Here is a 16,627-nt window from a genome sequence, read left to right on the forward strand (position 1 = left end):
TCGCCCGTCATGAGCACCGACGCCGCCACGGTCGCCACCGCCGCATCGTTGCGGCCGTTGCGCGCAGATCCCGAGCCGGCGCCGCCGCTGGCGGTGTTGCTGGAACTCACCCATCGTTGCCCGTTGTCGTGCCCGTATTGCTCCAACCCGCTGCAATTGGTCGGCGTACGCGAGGAGCTGAGCACCGAACAATGGCTGCGCGTGCTCGAACAAGCGGCCGAACTCGGCATCCTGCAGGCGCATTTCTCCGGCGGCGAGCCGACCTTGCGCAAGGATCTGCCCGAGCTGCTGCGACATGCGCGCGCGCACGGCCTGTACTGCAACCTCATCACCTCCGGCGTCGGCGTCAGCCGCGAGCGCTTGCAGGAACTGCAGCATGCCGGCCTGGATCACCTGCAACTGAGCATCCAGGACAGCCATAGCGAAGGCGCCGACCGCATCGCCGGTTACGCCGGCAGCCACCAGCGCAAACTCGCCCTGGCGCGCTGGTGCGGCGAACTGGAATTGCCGCTCACGCTCAATGCCGTGGTCCATCGGCATAACGCCGAACGCGTCGCGGACATGATCGAACTCGCGCTCGAACTGGGCGCCGGGCGGTTGGAAGTCGCGCACACGCAGTACTACGGCTGGGGTTTGAAGAATCGCGCCGCATTGATGCCCACGCGCGCGCAGCTCGACGCGGTCACCGCCGTGGTCGAAGACGCGCGCCTGCGGCTGCGCGGCCGGCTCACCATCGACTACGTCACGCCCGACTACTATGCGCGCCGGCCCAAGGCCTGCATGGGCGGCTGGGCGCAGCGTTTCGTCAACATCACCCCCGAAGGCAAGGTGCTGCCCTGCCACGCCGCCGAGACCATCGCCGACCTGCATTTCGAATCGGTGCGCGAACGCAGCCTGGGCGAGATCTGGCGCGACTCGGAAGCCTTCCGCCGTTATCGCGGCACCGGCTGGATGCCCGAGCCCTGCCGCGGCTGCGAACATCGCGAACGCGACTGGGGCGGCTGCCGCTGCCAGGCGCTGGCGTTGAGCGGCCGCGCCGACACGCTCGATCCGGTCTGCGAAAAGTCGCCCGACCACGAGCGGGTGCTCGCGCTGGCGATCGCCGAAGCCTCGGCGCCCGCGCCGCAGTTCGTGTATCGCCGCATGCGCGCGACGACGGCGAACCTCGCCGCCGAGGACTGATCGCCCCGACGCGCCGCGAACTGCGCTCGCAGTCGCGGCGCGAGAGCGATCGGCGTCGCGCATTGTTTCCGCGCCGATGCCGCATTCGCCTGCGCTTGAGTCCCCGCGATCCCGCGACGGCCCCGGGCGCCGCGCGGACCCGAAAAAACGCCGCTGTGCCGTATCTGCAGGTCCCAGGCACGCCGCCGACTCACGTCTTCCACCGCCGACGCGCCGCGATACGCCGCGGCCCGCCTTGCCCGATCGCATCCGGCTTCCACTGCGCCGAACCGCGTGCATACTCGCGCGAATTCCTTGCGCGTCCCGATCCGGAACCGGCCATGCCCATCCCCCATTTCACCGCTCGTCTCAGCCTGCTTGCGCTCGCCCTGGCCCTGGCCGGTTGCGCCGGCGACGGCGCATCGCGAAGCTCGCGCCCGGCGGCGGCGAACGGCGCGGCGCCGAGGGGATTCGCGCCGGGCGATCCGCTGCGCATCGTCGAGGCCGACACCGCCACGCTCGCCGCGCGCATGGCCGACGGCAATCTGAGCAGCGTGCGCCTGACCCAGGCTTACCTGGACCGCATCGCCGCGCTCGACGACAACGGCCCGCGGCTCAACGCGGTGATCGAAATCAATCCGAACGCGATCGCCGAAGCGCGCGCGCTCGACGAGGAGCGCAAGGCCGGCAAACTGCGCGGCCGGCTGCACGGCATTCCGGTGCTGGTGAAGGACAACATCGACGCCACGCCGATGGTCAACTCGGCCGGCTCGCTGGCCCTGGCCGGGCACCGGCCCAAGCGCGACGCGCCGCTGGTCGCGGCGCTGCGCGCGGCCGGCGCGGTGATCCTGGGCAAGACCAACCTCAGTGAATGGGCCAACTTCCGCTCCGATCGCTCGATCTCCGGCTGGAGCGCGCGCGGCGGGCTGACCCGCAATCCCTACGTGCTCGACCGCAGCGCCTGCGGCTCCAGCAGCGGCACCGGCACCGCGATCGCGGCGAACCTGGCTGCGGTCGGGGTCGGCACCGAAACCGACGGCAGCGTGCTGTGCCCGTCGGCGATGAACGGCCTGGTCGGCTTCAAGCCCACGGTCGGGCTGGTCAGCCGCGCCGGCATCATTCCGATCTCAAGCAGCCAGGACACCGCCGGGCCGATGGCGCGCAGCGTCGCCGACGCGGCGCAGTTGCTCAGCGTGCTCGCCGCGGCCGAGGCCGGCGACGACAGCGCGGCGCGGGCCGCGGCCGGCAAGCGCGTGGCCGATTACGTCGCCGCGCTCGACGCCGACTCGCTCAACGGCGCGCGCCTGGGCCTGCTGCGCGACAGCGCGGTCAAGCTGCCGCCCGAGGGCAATGCGGCGCTGCAGCGCGCGCTCAAGCTCATGCGCGACGCCGGCGCGACCATCGTCGAGGTGCGCATGCCCAACGACGGCAAATGGCGCGAAGCCGAATTCCAGGTGCTGCTGTACGAGTTCAAGGACGGCCTGGAACGCTATCTGCGCGACAGCGGCGCGCCGATCAAGACCATGGACGAGCTGATCGCCTTCAACCGCGCCAACGCCGCGCACGAAATGCCGTATTTCGGCCAAGAGCTGCTGGAACAAGCGGCGCGGAAGAACAGCCTCAAGGACCCGGCCTATCGCAAGGCCGCGGCGCAGGCGCGCCAGCTCGCCGGCGCGCAAGGCATCGATGCCGCGCTCAAGCAGCACAAGCTCGACGCCCTGATCGCCCCGACCACCTCGCCTGCGTTCATGGTCGACCCGGTCAACGGCGACGTCTTGAGCGGCGAGAACTGGGGCGCGGCCGCGGTTGCCGGCTACCCCAGCCTGACGGTGCCGATGGGCGAGGCCTCGGGCCTGCCGGTCGGTCTGGCGTTCATCGGCAAACGCTGGAACGACGCCCAGCTGCTCTCGCTGGGCTACGCCTTCGAGCAGGCCGCCCAGGCGCGCACGCCGCCGCGCTATCGGCAGACGCTGAGTCCGTAAGCGCGCCCGCGCACGCTCGCGCGCGGCGCCGCTCAATCGCTTAGAAACGCGCTCACCGTGGACCACAATGCGGTCCGCCGCGGCTGCAGATGCAGCCAGTGATTGCCGCCGGAAATCTTGACGTCGCGACGCTCGGCGGCGGCGCTGAGCTCGGCGTACACACGCGCGGCGTCGGCATCGGTGGTGACGTGGTCCCACTCGCCGCGCACGATCAAGGTCGGTTGCCGCACCCGGGCGTGGTCGACCAGCGATTCGCCGGCCCACAGCCGGTCGATGTCGGCGATCGGCGCGTTCGGAATCCGCACCGCCGGCGGGCTGCGCGCGGCCGAGTCGGGGTCGGTGGCCAGATACGCCGCGCACCATCGTTCGATCTCTTCCGCGCTCACCGGCGTGGGCGCATCCGCCGGCAACCCGGAGCGTTGCCGCGGCCGTTGTTCGGCCGCGCCGATCAGCGCCCAGGCCGGCGCGGGCGCGTTCTCGCGCGGCCCTTCGCGGGTCGCCACCGGGCCGAACAAGACCAGTTTGCTCACCGCGTCGGGGTGCTCGATCGCCGCCTGCCTTGCCGGTAGCGTGCCCCAGGAATGGGCGAGCAGATGGATCGGCGCGCGCGGACGTTCGCGCCGTATCGCCGCGATCGCGGCCGCGATCTGCGCCGCGCCCATGCGGTAGTCGCCCCACGGCGGCGCCGAATGCGGATCGGCGGCGAACACCGCCGGCCGCTCGGATCGCCCGTAACCGGCGAAATCCAAGCCCCAGGCGTCGAAACCCCGGGATTGCAGATGATCCAGCCACGACACGCCCTGCATCCGCCAGCCGACCGACAAGTCGCAGGGAAACGTCGCGCCATGCACATACAGCACCACCGGGCCGATGCCCGCCCGACGCACCAGCGACAGACGCAAGCTCTGCCCGTCCAGTACGCAGTCCGCCGCATATCGTTGGCTGGGCGCGCTCGCGGCGGCGCTCGCCGCCATCGCCCCGGCCGGGCTGGGCAGCGCCGACATCGCCATCGCGTACATCGGCAAGCGCATCAAGTCGCGTCGTTTCATCGTGGTCGCCGCCTGGGAAAGTGCCGCGATTGTGCGCACTTGCGCTGCCACAACGCTTCGACCAACATCGAATCGTGCGAACCGAACACGCCCTGGCCGACATCGCCGCCGCGATCGGCGACCCCGCGCGCGCGCTGATGCTGGTCGCCTTGCTCGACGGCCGCAGCCGCAGCGCGGGCGAGCTGGCGGCCGCCGCCGGCGTCGCTCCGCAGACCGCCAGCACCCATCTCGCCCGGCTCGGCGCGGCGGCGCTGATCGCCACGGAAAAACAGGGGCGGCACCGCTATCACCGGCTCGCCTCCGGCGAAGTCGCCGAGGCAGTCGAAGCCTTGCTCGGCCTCACCGACGGTCTGGCTTCGCGGCCGCGGCCGCGATCCTTGCTCGGCCCCAGGGACGCGGCGCTGCGCCACGCGCGCACCTGCTACGACCATCTTGCCGGCGAACTCGCCGTCGCCCTGGCCGATGCGTGGCAACGCAACGGCTGGATCGCGGCACAGCCGCAAGGCTGGACGCTGACGGCGGACGGCGGCGAACGCATCGTGCGCCTGGGCGTGGCGCTGCCGGATCCAACCCGGCGCCGACCGGCCCTGCGCCCGTGCCTGGACTGGAGCGAGCGTCGCCCGCACATCGGCGGACAGCTCGGCGCCAACCTGCTCGCCGCCTGCCTCGCCCAGGGCCTGCTGCGCCGGCGGCGCAACTCGCGCAGTCTGGATGTCACCGACGCCGGCGCGCGCAAATTGCGCGAATGGTCGCGCTCGGACTGAGCGCGGCGAATCTACGGCGCGTGGAAGCGACCGCCCGTTCGGATCGTTCCACAAACACGAAGCCCGCCGATCGGCGGGCTTCGCAGCGCAACGGGTCGAACCGGCCGATCAGGCCGGCGCGGCGATCTGCACCTGCTTGCGCACGATCAGCATCGCCACTTCCAACGCCTGCTCGTAGTTCAGGCGCGGATCGACGGTGGACTGGTAGGCGCGTTCCAGATCGCTCTCGGTGAGCTCGCGCGCGCCGCCCAGGCACTCGGTCACGTCTTCGCCGGTCAGCTCCAGGTGCACGCCGCCCAGGCGCGTGCCCGCCGCCGCATGCAGTTCGAAGGAGTCTTCGATCTCCGAGCGGATATTGCGGAAACGACGGGTCTTGTAACCGTTGCTGGTGCTTTCGGTATTGCCGTGCATCGGATCGCACACCCACAGCACGCGGCGGCCGTCGCGGCGCATCGCATCGAGCAGCGGCGGCAGCTTTTCGGCGATCGCGGTCGCGCCCATGCGGTGGATGAAGGTCAGACGGCCCGGCTCATCCTCGGGGTTCAGCAGATCGATCGTGCGCAGCAGCTGATCCGGCGTCACCGACGGGCCGACCTTGAGCGCGATCGGATTGCGGATGCCGCGGAAGTACTCCGCGTGCGCACCCTCGACCGCGGCGGTACGCATGCCGATCCACGGGTAGTGAGTGCTGAGGTTGAAGAAGCCCCAATGACGCGGCACCTGCCGGGTCAGCGATTCTTCGTACGGCAGCAGCAAGGCCTCGTGCGAGGTGTAGAAATCCACCCGGTTGAGGTTGTGCACTTCCGAACCCGACAGCGTCTCCATGAAACGCACCGCGTCGCCGATCGCATTGACCATGCGCCGGTATTCGTCGGCCAGCGGCGAGTGGCCGACCCAGCTCAGGTTCCAGTACTCGGGATGGTGCAAGTCGGCGAAACCGCCGTCGATCAGGGCGCGGACGAAATTCATCGTCATCGCCGAACGGGCGTGACCCTTGATCATGCGACGCGGATCGGGCTTGCGCGCGGCCTCGTTGAAGGCCGGCGCGTTGACCATGTCGCCGCGGTAGCTCGGCAGAGTCACCCCGTCGATGGTCTCGCTGTCGGCCGAACGGGGCTTGGCGTACTGGCCGGCGAAGCGGCCCACGCGCACCACCGGCTTGCGCATGCCGTGGACCAGCACCAGGCTCATCTGCAATAACACCTTCAGGCGGTTGGAGATGACGTCGGAGGAACACTGGTCGAAGCTCTCGGCGCAGTCGCCGCCCTGCAGCAAAAATCGCTTGCCCTCCTGAGCCTCGGCCAGCTGCTGCTTGAGCGAGAGGATCTCCCACGACGTCACCAGCGGCGGCAACTGACGCAGCTCCTGCAACGCCGATTCCAACTCGGTCGCGTCCGGATAGCTGGGCAACTGCAGTGCGGTGCGCTCACGCCAGGAGGTCGGGCTCCAGTCGGCGGGCAGATTGACGGCACGAAGGTTGCTGTTGCGATCGGAAGCGCTCATTTCCTTGATTCCAGTTGGTGTCGCGGTGTGTGGATGGTTGGGGTGGATGGGAGGGTTGGGACGGCTGCAATTAAAGGCTTACTCGGTTCAACGTGCGCGGAACGCGGCATAGGCCGCCCACAGCGCCAGCACGATGAAACAGATCAGGCTCCAGGCCGGCATGGCCAGGCCCAGGAAGGTCCAATCGACCGCGGCGCATTCGCCCGAGCCGGTCATGACCTTGCGGATCACGCTGGCCAGCGGCATGGCCTCGACCATGTAGTTCAGTCCCGGGCCGCAGGCCGGGACCTGATCCGGCGGCAAGTGCTGCAGGCGCACGTGATTGCCGGCCACCGCGATGCCCGCCAACGACGCTAACAGCGCCAGGACGCCGTAGCTGCGACGGCCGCCGGGCTTCTTCGGCCCATGCAGACCGCCGATCAGAAACACCACGCCCAGGGCGGCGAACGCCACGCGCTGGAAGATGCACAGCGGGCACGGCTCGAGGTGCTGGTAAAGCTGCAGGTAGAACGCATATGCCAGCAGCGCCGCGCAGGCCAGGAAGCCGAGCAGGTACTGGATACGGAAGGAGGCTTTGAAGGGGCTCATATTCACACCATACGGGTCTGGGTCGGGTCGTGCCAATGTCGGATAGGCATGTCGTGGCGCAACGTGGCGTTTCGTCGCAGTCAACATCGACTGCGCCCGGCGGCGAAAGTTGCGCGCGCAAACCAACCGTTACCTGGACCTGCCTCCCATGATCATTTTCCGCTGCAACCGTTGCCGGCGTAACCGTCGCCTAAAAGCAAAAACCCCGGCCGGGGCCGGGGTTTCGCTGACGGGTCCCTGGCCGGATGAGCGGCCGCGGACCTTGTCGTTTATGGATCTTGTACATCGCAGCGCCGGTCGCCCGGCGCGGCTTGATTACTCGGCCGCGGCTTGCGGACGATCGACCAGCTCGACATAGGCCATCGGCGCATTGTCGCCAGCGCGGAAACCGCACTTGAGGATGCGCAGGTAGCCGCCCGGACGCGAGGCGTAACGCGGGCCGAGTTCGACGAACAAGGTGCCGACGGCTTCCTTGTCGCGCAGGCGCGAGAAGGCCAGGCGGCGATTGGCGACGCCGTCCTTCTTCGCCAGCGTGATGAGCGGCTCGGCGACGCGGCGCAGCTCCTTGGCCTTCGGCAGGGTGGTGCGAATGAGACCGTGCTTGATCAGCGAAGCGGCCATGTTGGTGAACATGGCGTCGCGGTGAGCACTGGTGCGGCTGAACTTACGGCCGGCTTTCTGATGGCGCATGACTGTGATTCCTGATGAATGTTGAAACGATTGGACTTCGCTGTCGCCATCCAGGCGTTGGTGCATTGGACTGCGGGTGGTCCGAACCGATCGTTCCTTGATCGGCGTACCGCGGACTTGAATGTCCGTCGGGATAGGTGTTGCGTGAAGCGTTCTTGCTTGAAGCGGTGTTGCTTACGAATCGTCTAGACGCAGACCGCGCCCGAAGGCGCGGTCGCGTATGAACCGAGCGCTAGGCTCAGCCCATCATCCCATGCGAAGCGATACCCGCCGGCGGCCAGTTTTCCAGCTTCATGCCGAGGGACAGGCCGCGCTGAGCCAGCACTTCCTTGATCTCGGTGAGCGACTTCTTGCCGAGGTTCGGGGTCTTGAGCAGCTCGACTTCGGTCTTCTGGATCAGATCGCCGACGTAGTAGATGCTCTCGGCCTTGAGGCAGTTGGCCGAACGAACGGTGAGTTCGAGGTCGTCGATCGGACGCAGCAGGATCGGATCGATACCGCTGGTCGCCGGCTTGGCCGCACCGCGGTCGCGGTGGGTGAAGTCGCCGAACACCGACAGCTGATCGGTGAGGATGTCGGCGGCGGTGCGCACGGCTTCCTCGGCGTCGATCGTGCCGTTGGTTTCGATATCCAGAACCAGCTTGTCCAGGTCGGTACGCTGCTCGACGCGCGCGGCTTCCACGGCGTAAGCGACGCGACGGACCGGCGAGAAGCTGGCATCCAGCATCAGGCGGCCGATCGCGCGGGTTTCTTCGTCCGGACGACGGCGCGAAGCCGCCGGCTGGTAGCCGAAACCGCGTTCGATCTTCAGACGCATGTTGATCGCCGTATCCTTGGTCAGGTGGCAGATCACGTGGTCGTTGTTGAGGATTTCAACGTTGTGGTCGGTCTTGATGTCGCCGGCGGTGACGATGCCGGGACCCTGCTTGGCCAGCGACAGCGTCGAAGCGTCGCCGGTGTGCATGCGGATGGCGACGTCCTTGAGGTTCAACAGAACTTCCAGCACGTCTTCTTCCAGACCTTCGACCGTGGTGTACTCATGCAGTACGCCGTCGATTTCGACCTCGGTGATGGCGAAACCCGGGATCGACGACAGCAGCACGCGACGCAGCGCGTTGCCCAGCGTGTGGCCGTAACCGCGCTCCAACGGTTCAATCACGACTTTCGCGCGATTGCCGGCGAGGCGTTCGATCTGCGGACCGCGCGGGCGCAGTACCTGGTTGGCGGTAACCGTCATGTTTCGGTGTCTCCAATGACCTCGGCCGGGGGGCGGCGAGAGGCTTTAGCTCTTGGAGCCCCCTCGGATCGAGGGAGCGGCCGATGCGACTGGCGCACCGACCTGGGTTGCGGGTTCTCCGCCGGAATCCCGAGGGACGCCGGCGGATGCCCTGCACTATTACTTGCTGTACAACTCGACGATCAGCGCTTCGTTGATGTCGGCCGGCAGGTCCGCACGATCCGGAACCGCCTTGAACACGCCGCTGAACTTCTTGCTGTCCACTTCGACCCACGACGGCGACAGGTCCATCTGCGACGACACGGTCAGGGATTCCTGCACGCGAAGCTGCTTCTGGGCGCGCTCGGACAGAGCGATCGCATCACCGGCCTTGACCTGGTAGGAAGGCAGGTTGACCGACTTGCCGTTGACCGTGACGCCGCGGTGCGAGACCAGCTGACGGGCAGCCGGACGAGTCACGGCGAAGCCCATGCGGTAGACGACGTTGTCCAGACGGGTTTCCAGCAACTGCAGCAGGTTCTCGCCGGTGTTGCCCTTCTTGGTCGAGGCTTTCTTGTAGTAGTTGCGGAACTGACGTTCCAGCAGACCGTAGATACGCTTGACCTTCTGCTTCTCGCGAAGCTGGGTGGCGTAGTCGGACAGCTTGCCCTTGCGGGCGGTGGGGCCATGCTGGCCGGGCTTTTGCTCGAGCTTGCACTTCGAGTCGAGCGCACGCGCGGAAGACTTCAGACCGAGGTCAGCGCCTTCGCGACGAGCGAGCTTACAGGTGGGGCCAATATAACGAGCCATTTTTCTTCAGCTCCTCAGACGCGACGCTTTTTCGGCGGACGGCACCCGTTGTGCGGGATGGGCGTCACGTCGATGATGTTGATGATCTTGTACCCGACGTTGTTCAAGGAACGAACGGCGGACTCGCGACCCGGACCCGGGCCCTTGATGCGCACTTCCAACGACTTGACGCCGTAGTCGAGCGCAGCACGGCCAGCCTTTTCGGCTGCCACCTGGGCGGCGAACGGGGTCGACTTACGCGAGCCGCGGAAACCCGCGCCGCCCGAAGTCGCCCACGAGAGCGCGTTGCCCTGGCGGTCGGTGATCGTGATGATGGTGTTGTTGAAAGAAGCGTGGACGTGGGCGATACCGTCGGTGACGATGCGCTTGATCTTCTTCTTGGTCTTGACTGCTGCCGGCTTGGCCATGGTCTAGGTCCCCTTACTTCTTGATGGCCTTGCGCGGACCCTTACGGGTACGTGCATTGGTCCGGGTACGCTGACCACGCAGCGGCAGGCCGCGGCGGTGACGCAGGCCGCGGTAGCAGCCCAGGTCCATCAGACGCTTGATGGCGATGCCGACCTCACGACGCAGATCGCCCTCGACCACGAACTTGCCGACTTCGGCGCGCAGGCGCTCGACTTCGGGCTCGGACAGGTCACGGATCTTCGTCGTCGAAGTCACGCCTGCCGTCTGGCAGATTTGCTTCGAACGGGTACGGCCGATGCCGAAAATGCTTTGCAGGCCAACCCAGACATGCTTCTGGGCAGGCAAATTAACGCCCGCAATACGCGCCATAAGGCGATCTCCAACTGATTTGGCGGCCGAGACGGATTAATCCCGGCGGAGTGAACTGGAAATTATATCTAGGTCTCGGGTTAATAGGAAGCCCCGCGGCACCAGAGGTGCCACGGAACCACGGCATGGGGAGTGTGCCCATGCTCCGGCGACGAGTCTGAACTGGCTGAACAATGCGATGACCTGCCCTGCTCAGCCCCGCGCGCTACTCTTGCGCGCGAACCGGTCCTGACTCACCCGCGCGCGAGACCGCCGCGCGAGCCGCCCTTCAAATTCGCTTTCTTCAACAGGCTCTCGTACTGATGCGACATCAGATGAGCCTGGATTTGAGCGATGAAATCCATAATCACGACCACCACGATCAGCAGCGAGGTGCCACCGAAGTAGAACGAGGTGCCGAGCTGGGTACGCATGATCTCCGGGAGGAGACAGACGATCACCAGGTAAATCGCGCCGGCCGCGGTAAGCCGCGTCAGCACGCCATCAACGTAGTCCGCGGTGGCCTTGCCGGGACGGATGCCCGGGATCAGCGCGCCCGACTTCTTGAGGTTGTCGGCGGTTTCCTGCGAATTGAACACCAGCGCCGTGTAGAAGAACGCGAAGCCGATGATCAGACCAGCATACAGGATCATGTGCACCGGTTCACCCGGGCTGAGCCACTGGCTCATGCGCTGGAGGAAGCCGGACACGCCGCTGCCGCTGTTGCTCTGGGCGAACCAGGTCGCCGCGGTGGCGGGGAACATCACGATGCTCGAAGCGAAGATCGCCGGGATAACGCCCGACATATTGAGCTTCAGGGGCAGGAACGACGCCTGATTCATGTAGGCGTTGCGACCGCCCTGACGACGGGCGTAGTTGACCGTGATCCGGCGCTGGCCGCGTTCGACGAAGACCACCAGGTAGGTGAAGCCGAACACCAGGGCGATGACGGCGATGGCCGCGATCGCGCTCATGTCGCCGTTGCGGATCTGCTCGAACATCTGCAGCACCGCGGCCGGCAGGCCCGCCACGATACCGGCGAAGATGATCAGCGACACGCCGTTGCCGATACCGCGCTCGGTGATCTGCTCGCCCAGCCACATCAGGAACATGGTGCCGGCGGTCAGCGAGATCACGGCGGTCAGGATGAAGCCCATGCCCGGTGCGTACACCACCGGCAGACCGTCAGGCGCCACGCTCGACTGCAGACCCGCCGCGATGCCCCATGCCTGGAACACCGCGAGCGGAATCGCACCCATGCGCGACCACTGGTTGATCTTGCGACGGCCCGACTCGCCTTCCTTCTGGATGGCCTTCAGGCTCGGCACGATCTGCACCAGCAACTGCACGATGATGGACGCCGAGATGTACGGCATCACATTCAACGCGAACAGGCTGAAACGGTGCAGAGCGCCACCGGAGAACATGTTGAACATGTCCACGATGGTGCCCTGCTTGGTCTCCATGAACTTGACCATCGCCTCCGGGTTGATACCCGGCACCGGGATGTAGCTGCCGATGCGATAGACGATCAACGCGCCGATGACGAACAGCAAACGCTGACGCAACTCGGTGAACTTGCCGAGTCCGCCGCCGATTCCAGCCATTGCGTTGCCGCTGCGCGCCATTGAGCCCTTACTCCTCGACCTTGCCGCCGGCCGCTTCGACCGCGGCCTTCGCACCGGCCGTGGCCAGCACGCCCTTGAGCACGAACTTCTTGGTCAGCTCGCCCTTCTTCACGATCTTGGCCTGCTTGGCGTTGCTCGGAACGAGCTTCGCGGCCTTGAGCGCGGCGAAATCGATCTCGCCGGCTTCCAGCTTGTCCAGCTGATACAGCAGGACTTCGGCCGTATCGTTCTTCAGCTTGGAGCGGAAGCCGATCTTCGGCAGACGACGCTGCATGGGCATCTGACCGCCTTCGAAGCCGGCCTTGATCTTGCCCTTGCCCGAACGGGCGAAAGAACCCTTGTGGCCGCGGCCGGCGGTCTTGCCGAGGCCGGAACCGATACCGCGACCGACGCGCTTGCGGTCTTCGCGGGCGCCGTCAGCCGGCTTGAGTGTATTGAGACGCATGATGTTCTCCTTAGCCCTCGACCTGAACCAGGTAGTGGACCGTATTGATCAGGCCACGAACCTGCGGGCTGTCTTTCAGCGTCCGCACGTCGTTGAGCTTGTTCAGGCCGAGCGCCTTCACCGACAGACGGTGACGCGACTGACAGCCACGCAGACCCTTGACCAGGCGCACCGTGACGGTGCCGCCTTCGACGGGCTTGTTAGCAGCCTTAGCCATGGTTGAGATCCTCCACCTTCTTGCCGCGCTTGGCCGCGATCTTGGCCGGCGAATGCATGCCGGTCAGACCCTTCAGCGTGGCGCGAACCAGGTTGATCGGGTTGCGCGAACCGGTGGCCTTGGCCAACACGTTCTTGACGCCGACCGCTTCGAGCACGGCGCGCATCGCGCCGCCGGCGATCACGCCGGTACCTTCCGAGGCAGGCTGCATGTACACATGCGCCGCGCCATGGCCGGACTTCACGGCATGCCACAAGGTGCCGCCGTTGAGGTCCACGTTGTTCATCGCCTTGCGGGCGTATTCCATCGACTTCTGGATCGCGACCGGCACTTCGCGCGCCTTGCCGTAACCGAAGCCGACCTTGCCGTTGCCGTCACCGACCACCGTCAACGCGGTGAAGGTGAACTGGCGACCGCCCTTGACGGTCTTGCTGACGCGGTTGACCGCGATCAGCTTTTCGATCATGCCGTCGTCGATCTCTTCGCGGTTGCGATCACGGTCGCGGCCCCGCGGGGCTCTATCGTCTGCCATTTCGATGTCTCTTTGATTAAAGGGATTTGCGGCGTGGCCGCTTATGATTGTGAAGTGGTTCGGGTGCCGCGCAGTGGCAGGAATCCGCCAAAGCGCCCGACACAAGCCCGTGTCGGCAGGTGAAGCTGTTCGGTGCGAAAGGCGTGGAGACGAATCTCCACGCTTTCAAGCCTGCTGTCAGTCTGAATACGGCTAGCCGTATTAGAACTGCAGACCGCCTTCACGCGCGGCATCGGCCAGCGCCTTGATGCGGCCGTGGTAGCGGTAGCCCGAGCGGTCGAAAGCGACCTTCTCGATGCCCGCAGCCTTGGCGCGCTCGGCGATCAGCTTGCCGACCTTGACGGCGGCTTCGGCGTTCTTGCCGTTCTTCAGGCCTTCCTTGACGTCGGCCTGCACGGTCGAAGCCGTGGCCAGGACCTTGGAACCGTCGGCGGTGAAGACCTGGGCGTACAGGTGCTGACCGGTGCGAAGCACGGTCAGACGGGCGACGCCGAGATTGCGGATGTGCGAGCGGGTCGACTTGGCGCGACGCAGACGAGCGATGTTCTTGTTCATGTTCTGATCTCCGAAAGCTGAAAGCTTGGTGTTTTGACGCCGGCACCAGGGCCGGCGCCCTACCCGTTAGGCCTTCTTGGCTTCCTTACGGATGATGACTTCGCCGGCGTACTTCACGCCCTTGCCCTTGTAGGGCTCCGGCGGACGGAAACCGCGAATCTTGGCGGCGACTTCACCGACGCGCTGCTTGTCCGCGCCCTGGACCAGGATTTCGGTCTGGGTGGGGGTCGCGATGGTGATGCCTTCCGGGGCCTTGAACAGAACCGGATGGGAGAAACCCAGGGCCAGGTTCAGATCGGCGCCCTGCATCGAGGCGCGGTAACCGACGCCGACCAGCTCGAGCTTGCGCTCGAAGCCTTCCGACACGCCCTTCACCATGTTGGCGAGGATGGCGCGCAGGGTACCGGTCAGCGGGATCAGCGCCGCGTCTTCGGTCGTGAACAGGGCTTCGCCGTTCTCGACCTTCAGATTGATGGCGGCCGGCTTACCGATCGACAACGAGCCCTTCGGGCCCTTGGCGACGATCGTTTCGGCCTGGATGTTGATTTCGACGCCCTTCGGGAGAGCGATCGGCTTCTTGGCAACTCGGGACATGTCTGATTACTCCCTTAGGCCACGAAGCACAGGACTTCACCACCGACGCCCTGCTGGCGCGCCTGCGCGTCAGTCATGATGCCCTTGGAGGTGGAGATGATGGCGATACCCAGGCCGCCGAGGACCTTGGGCAACCCGTCTTTGCCGCGGTACTGGCGCAGGCCCGAACGGGAGTAGCGCTGGAGGCGCTCGATCACCGGCTTGCCTTCGTAGTACTTCAGCGAGATTTCGAGTTCGGATTTGCCCGGACCGACTTCGGTCACGCGCGAATCCAGGATGTAACCCTCGTCCTTCAGCACGGCGGCGATAGCCACCTTGACCTTGGACGACGGCATTTTCACCGTCTGCTTGCGCACAGCGGCCGCATTCTTGATGCGGACCAGCATGTCGGCGATGGGATCAGTCATGCTCATTGAATATCACCTATGAGTAGCACCGATATCCGCGGGATTGCGAATTTCAGTAATAGATACAGCTAGTTACGTTGCTTCAACAACGCCGCCGCGACCCGAGGGCCGCGGCGGTGGAACCGGGAAAGCCGGTAATAGTACCAGAGATTTACCAGCTTGCCTTGCGCAGGCCCGGCACGTCGCCACGCATGGTGGCTTCGCGCAGCTTGTTGCGGCCCAGGCCGAACTTCTTGTAGACGCCGCGCGAACGACCGGTCAGGGCGCAACGGTTGCGCTGGCGGCTCGGCGAGGAATCGCGCGGCAGCTTCTGCAACTTGATGACCGCCTCGGCCTTGTCTTCGTACGAAGCGCTGTCGCTGGAGATGATCTTCTTCAACGCATCGCGCTTGCCGGCATACTTCTTCACCAGCTTGGTCCGCTTGATGTCGCGGTTGATCATGGAAGTCTTAGCCATAGTTCAATCCTAGACTCAGTTGCGGAACGGGAAGCGGAAGGCTTCGAGCAGGGCTTTCGCCTCGGCGTCGGTCTTCGCGGTCGTGGTGATCGCGATGTCCATGCCGCGCAGGGCGTCGACCTGGTCGAAATCGATTTCCGGGAAGATGATCTGCTCCTTGACGCCCATGTTGTAGTTGCCACGGCCGTCGAACGAACGGCCGGAAACACCACGGAAGTCGCGCACGCGCGGCAACGAGATGTTGACCAGGCGGTCCAGGAACTCGTACATCTTGGCGCGGCGCAGGGTGACCTTGGCGCCGATCGGCCAGCCGTCGCGGATCTTGAACGAAGCCACCGACACGCGGGACTTGGTCACGATCGGCTTCTGGCCGGCGATCTTGGTCATGTCGGCGACGGCATTTTCCAGGATCTTCTTGTTGGTGGCCGCTTCGCCCACGCCCATGTTCAGCGTGATCTTGACGAGGCGCGGCACTTCCATCGGGTTCTTGTAGCCGAACTTTTCGGTCAGCGACGGAACCACTTCTTTCTTGTAAAACTCTTCGAGCCGGGTGGTCATTTCAGCATTCCTCAGGCGTCAACCGCCTCACCACTGGAGCGGAACACACGCAGTTTGCGTCCATTCTCCAGCACCTTGAAACCGATGCGTTCGCCCTTGCCGGTGGCAGGGTTGAACAGCATGACGTTGGAAATGTGAATCGGCGCTTCGCGCTCGATCACGCCGCCCGGCTGGTTGGCCTGCGGATTCGGCTTGGTGTGGCGCTTGATGATGTTGATGTTCGACACGACGACCTTGTCGCCGAGCACGCGCACCACATCGCCCTTCTTGCCCTTGTCCTTGCCGGCGGTGACGATCACTTGATCGCCCTTCTTGATACGGTTCATGGTCTAGTTCCTCTGCTCAGAGCACTTCAGGCGCGAGCGAGACGATCTTCATGAACTTCTCCGAGCGAAGCTCGCGAGTCACGGGTCCGAAGATACGGGTGCCGATCGGCTCATGCTTATTGTTGAGCAACACCGCAGCGTTGCCATCGAAGCGGATCAGCGAGCCGTCCGGACGGCGCACACCCTTGCGGGTGCGGACCACGACGGCGTCGTAGACGTCGCCCTTCTTGACCTTGCCGCGCGGGATCGCGTCTTTCACGGTGACCTTGATGATGTCGCCAATGTGCGCGTAACGGCGCTTGGAGCCGCCGAGCACCTTGATGCACATCACTTCCTTAGCACCGGAGTTGTCGGCAACGCCGAGGTAGCTTTGCATCTGGATCATGGTT

General features: G+C 65.6%; 22 protein-coding genes. 3 read left to right on the top strand and 19 right to left on the bottom strand.

All coding sequences use genetic code 11. From position 1 onward, the window contains the following. Positions 1-9: 9 nt before the first annotated feature. Complete coding sequence (gene pqqE, locus LG3211_RS16920; protein ID WP_083512614.1) at positions 10-1,182, top strand: pyrroloquinoline quinone biosynthesis protein PqqE; 1,173 nt, start codon at positions 10-12, stop codon at positions 1,180-1,182. A gap of 320 nt (positions 1,183-1,502) precedes the next feature. Continuing rightward, complete coding sequence (locus LG3211_RS16925; protein WP_057943857.1) at positions 1,503-3,143, top strand: amidase; 1,641 nt, start codon at positions 1,503-1,505, stop codon at positions 3,141-3,143. 32 nt (positions 3,144-3,175) lie between these two features. Here LG3211_RS16925 and LG3211_RS16930 read toward each other — a convergent pair whose 3' ends face one another. After that, positions 3,176-4,192 carry an alpha/beta hydrolase gene (locus tag LG3211_RS16930; protein WP_057943858.1) on the bottom strand — a complete coding sequence of 339 codons (1,017 nt, stop codon included), beginning with the start codon at positions 4,190-4,192 and terminating at the stop codon, positions 3,176-3,178. Between the two features lie 74 nt (positions 4,193-4,266). On the opposite strand from LG3211_RS16930, the gene LG3211_RS16935 reads away from it, so the two are divergent. After that, a complete protein-coding gene (locus LG3211_RS16935) occupies positions 4,267-4,956 on the top strand; it encodes an ArsR/SmtB family transcription factor (protein ID WP_057943859.1) in 690 nt (229 codons plus the stop codon). A gap of 108 nt (positions 4,957-5,064) precedes the next feature. On the opposite strand, the gene LG3211_RS16940 is transcribed toward LG3211_RS16935, so the two are convergent. The 18 genes from LG3211_RS16940 to rplN all read right to left on the bottom strand — a co-directional run bounded on the left by LG3211_RS16940 (position 5,065) and on the right by rplN (position 16,623). After that, on the bottom strand, positions 5,065-6,459 hold the full coding sequence (locus LG3211_RS16940; protein ID WP_057943860.1) for a class II 3-deoxy-7-phosphoheptulonate synthase: 1,395 nt from the start codon (positions 6,457-6,459) through the stop codon (positions 5,065-5,067). An 87-nt stretch (positions 6,460-6,546) separates the two neighbouring features. Further along, complete coding sequence (locus tag LG3211_RS16945; protein ID WP_057943861.1) at positions 6,547-7,047, bottom strand: disulfide bond formation protein B; 501 nt, start codon at positions 7,045-7,047, stop codon at positions 6,547-6,549. 315 nt (positions 7,048-7,362) lie between these two features. Beyond that, on the bottom strand, positions 7,363-7,737 hold the full coding sequence (gene rplQ, locus LG3211_RS16950; RefSeq protein ID WP_057943862.1) for a 50S ribosomal protein L17: 375 nt from the start codon (positions 7,735-7,737) through the stop codon (positions 7,363-7,365). Between the two features lie 238 nt (positions 7,738-7,975). Beyond that, positions 7,976-8,974: a DNA-directed RNA polymerase subunit alpha gene (locus LG3211_RS16955; protein WP_057943863.1), complete on the bottom strand. Its 999-nt coding sequence runs from the start codon at positions 8,972-8,974 to the stop codon at positions 7,976-7,978. 159 nt (positions 8,975-9,133) lie between these two features. Next, positions 9,134-9,763 (bottom strand): 30S ribosomal protein S4, encoded by a 630-nt coding sequence (rpsD, locus tag LG3211_RS16960; protein ID WP_036111747.1) that lies wholly within the window; start codon positions 9,761-9,763, stop codon positions 9,134-9,136. Positions 9,764-9,777: 14 nt separating this feature from the next. Beyond that, entirely contained in the window at positions 9,778-10,170 is a 393-nt protein-coding gene (rpsK, locus tag LG3211_RS16965; RefSeq protein ID WP_036111750.1) for a 30S ribosomal protein S11, read from the bottom strand. Positions 10,171-10,183: 13 nt separating this feature from the next. Continuing rightward, complete coding sequence (gene rpsM, locus LG3211_RS16970; protein WP_036111754.1) at positions 10,184-10,540, bottom strand: 30S ribosomal protein S13; 357 nt, start codon at positions 10,538-10,540, stop codon at positions 10,184-10,186. Between the two features lie 233 nt (positions 10,541-10,773). After that, entirely contained in the window at positions 10,774-12,147 is a 1,374-nt protein-coding gene (secY, locus tag LG3211_RS16975) for a preprotein translocase subunit SecY (protein WP_057943864.1), read from the bottom strand. Between the two features lie 7 nt (positions 12,148-12,154). Further along, on the bottom strand, positions 12,155-12,592 hold the full coding sequence (gene rplO, locus LG3211_RS16980; RefSeq protein ID WP_036111758.1) for a 50S ribosomal protein L15: 438 nt from the start codon (positions 12,590-12,592) through the stop codon (positions 12,155-12,157). A 10-nt stretch (positions 12,593-12,602) separates the two neighbouring features. Then, the gene (rpmD, locus tag LG3211_RS16985) at positions 12,603-12,809 is read right to left on the bottom strand and encodes a 50S ribosomal protein L30 (RefSeq protein ID WP_036111762.1); all 207 of its coding nucleotides are present in this window, start codon (positions 12,807-12,809) and stop codon (positions 12,603-12,605) included. Beyond that, the gene (rpsE, locus tag LG3211_RS16990) at positions 12,802-13,341 is read right to left on the bottom strand and encodes a 30S ribosomal protein S5 (RefSeq protein WP_046657640.1); all 540 of its coding nucleotides are present in this window, start codon (positions 13,339-13,341) and stop codon (positions 12,802-12,804) included. The genes rpmD and rpsE overlap by 8 nt, the downstream gene beginning before the upstream one ends. A 201-nt stretch (positions 13,342-13,542) precedes the next feature. Further along, positions 13,543-13,896, bottom strand: a complete 354-nt coding sequence (gene rplR, locus LG3211_RS16995) for a 50S ribosomal protein L18 (RefSeq protein WP_057918898.1) — start codon at positions 13,894-13,896, stop codon at positions 13,543-13,545. 66 nt (positions 13,897-13,962) lie between these two features. After that, complete coding sequence (gene rplF / locus LG3211_RS17000; RefSeq protein ID WP_057943865.1) at positions 13,963-14,490, bottom strand: 50S ribosomal protein L6; 528 nt, start codon at positions 14,488-14,490, stop codon at positions 13,963-13,965. A 14-nt stretch (positions 14,491-14,504) separates the two neighbouring features. Then, positions 14,505-14,903, bottom strand: coding sequence for a 30S ribosomal protein S8 (rpsH, locus tag LG3211_RS17005; RefSeq protein WP_057943866.1), 399 nt, complete (start codon positions 14,901-14,903; stop codon positions 14,505-14,507). A 145-nt stretch (positions 14,904-15,048) separates the two neighbouring features. Next, positions 15,049-15,354 (bottom strand): 30S ribosomal protein S14, encoded by a 306-nt coding sequence (gene rpsN, locus LG3211_RS17010; RefSeq protein ID WP_057943867.1) that lies wholly within the window; start codon positions 15,352-15,354, stop codon positions 15,049-15,051. 15 nt (positions 15,355-15,369) lie between these two features. Next, positions 15,370-15,912, bottom strand: coding sequence for a 50S ribosomal protein L5 (rplE, locus tag LG3211_RS17015; protein WP_057943868.1), 543 nt, complete (start codon positions 15,910-15,912; stop codon positions 15,370-15,372). A gap of 11 nt (positions 15,913-15,923) precedes the next feature. Continuing rightward, positions 15,924-16,238: a 50S ribosomal protein L24 gene (gene rplX / locus LG3211_RS17020; protein ID WP_057943869.1), complete on the bottom strand. Its 315-nt coding sequence runs from the start codon at positions 16,236-16,238 to the stop codon at positions 15,924-15,926. A 16-nt stretch (positions 16,239-16,254) separates the two neighbouring features. Continuing rightward, positions 16,255-16,623: a 50S ribosomal protein L14 gene (rplN, locus tag LG3211_RS17025; RefSeq protein ID WP_031373826.1), complete on the bottom strand. Its 369-nt coding sequence runs from the start codon at positions 16,621-16,623 to the stop codon at positions 16,255-16,257. Positions 16,624-16,627: the final 4 nt, after the last annotated feature.

It is taken from the genome of Lysobacter gummosus (assembly GCF_001442805.1).
Taxonomy (GTDB): domain Bacteria; phylum Pseudomonadota; class Gammaproteobacteria; order Xanthomonadales; family Xanthomonadaceae; genus Lysobacter; species Lysobacter gummosus.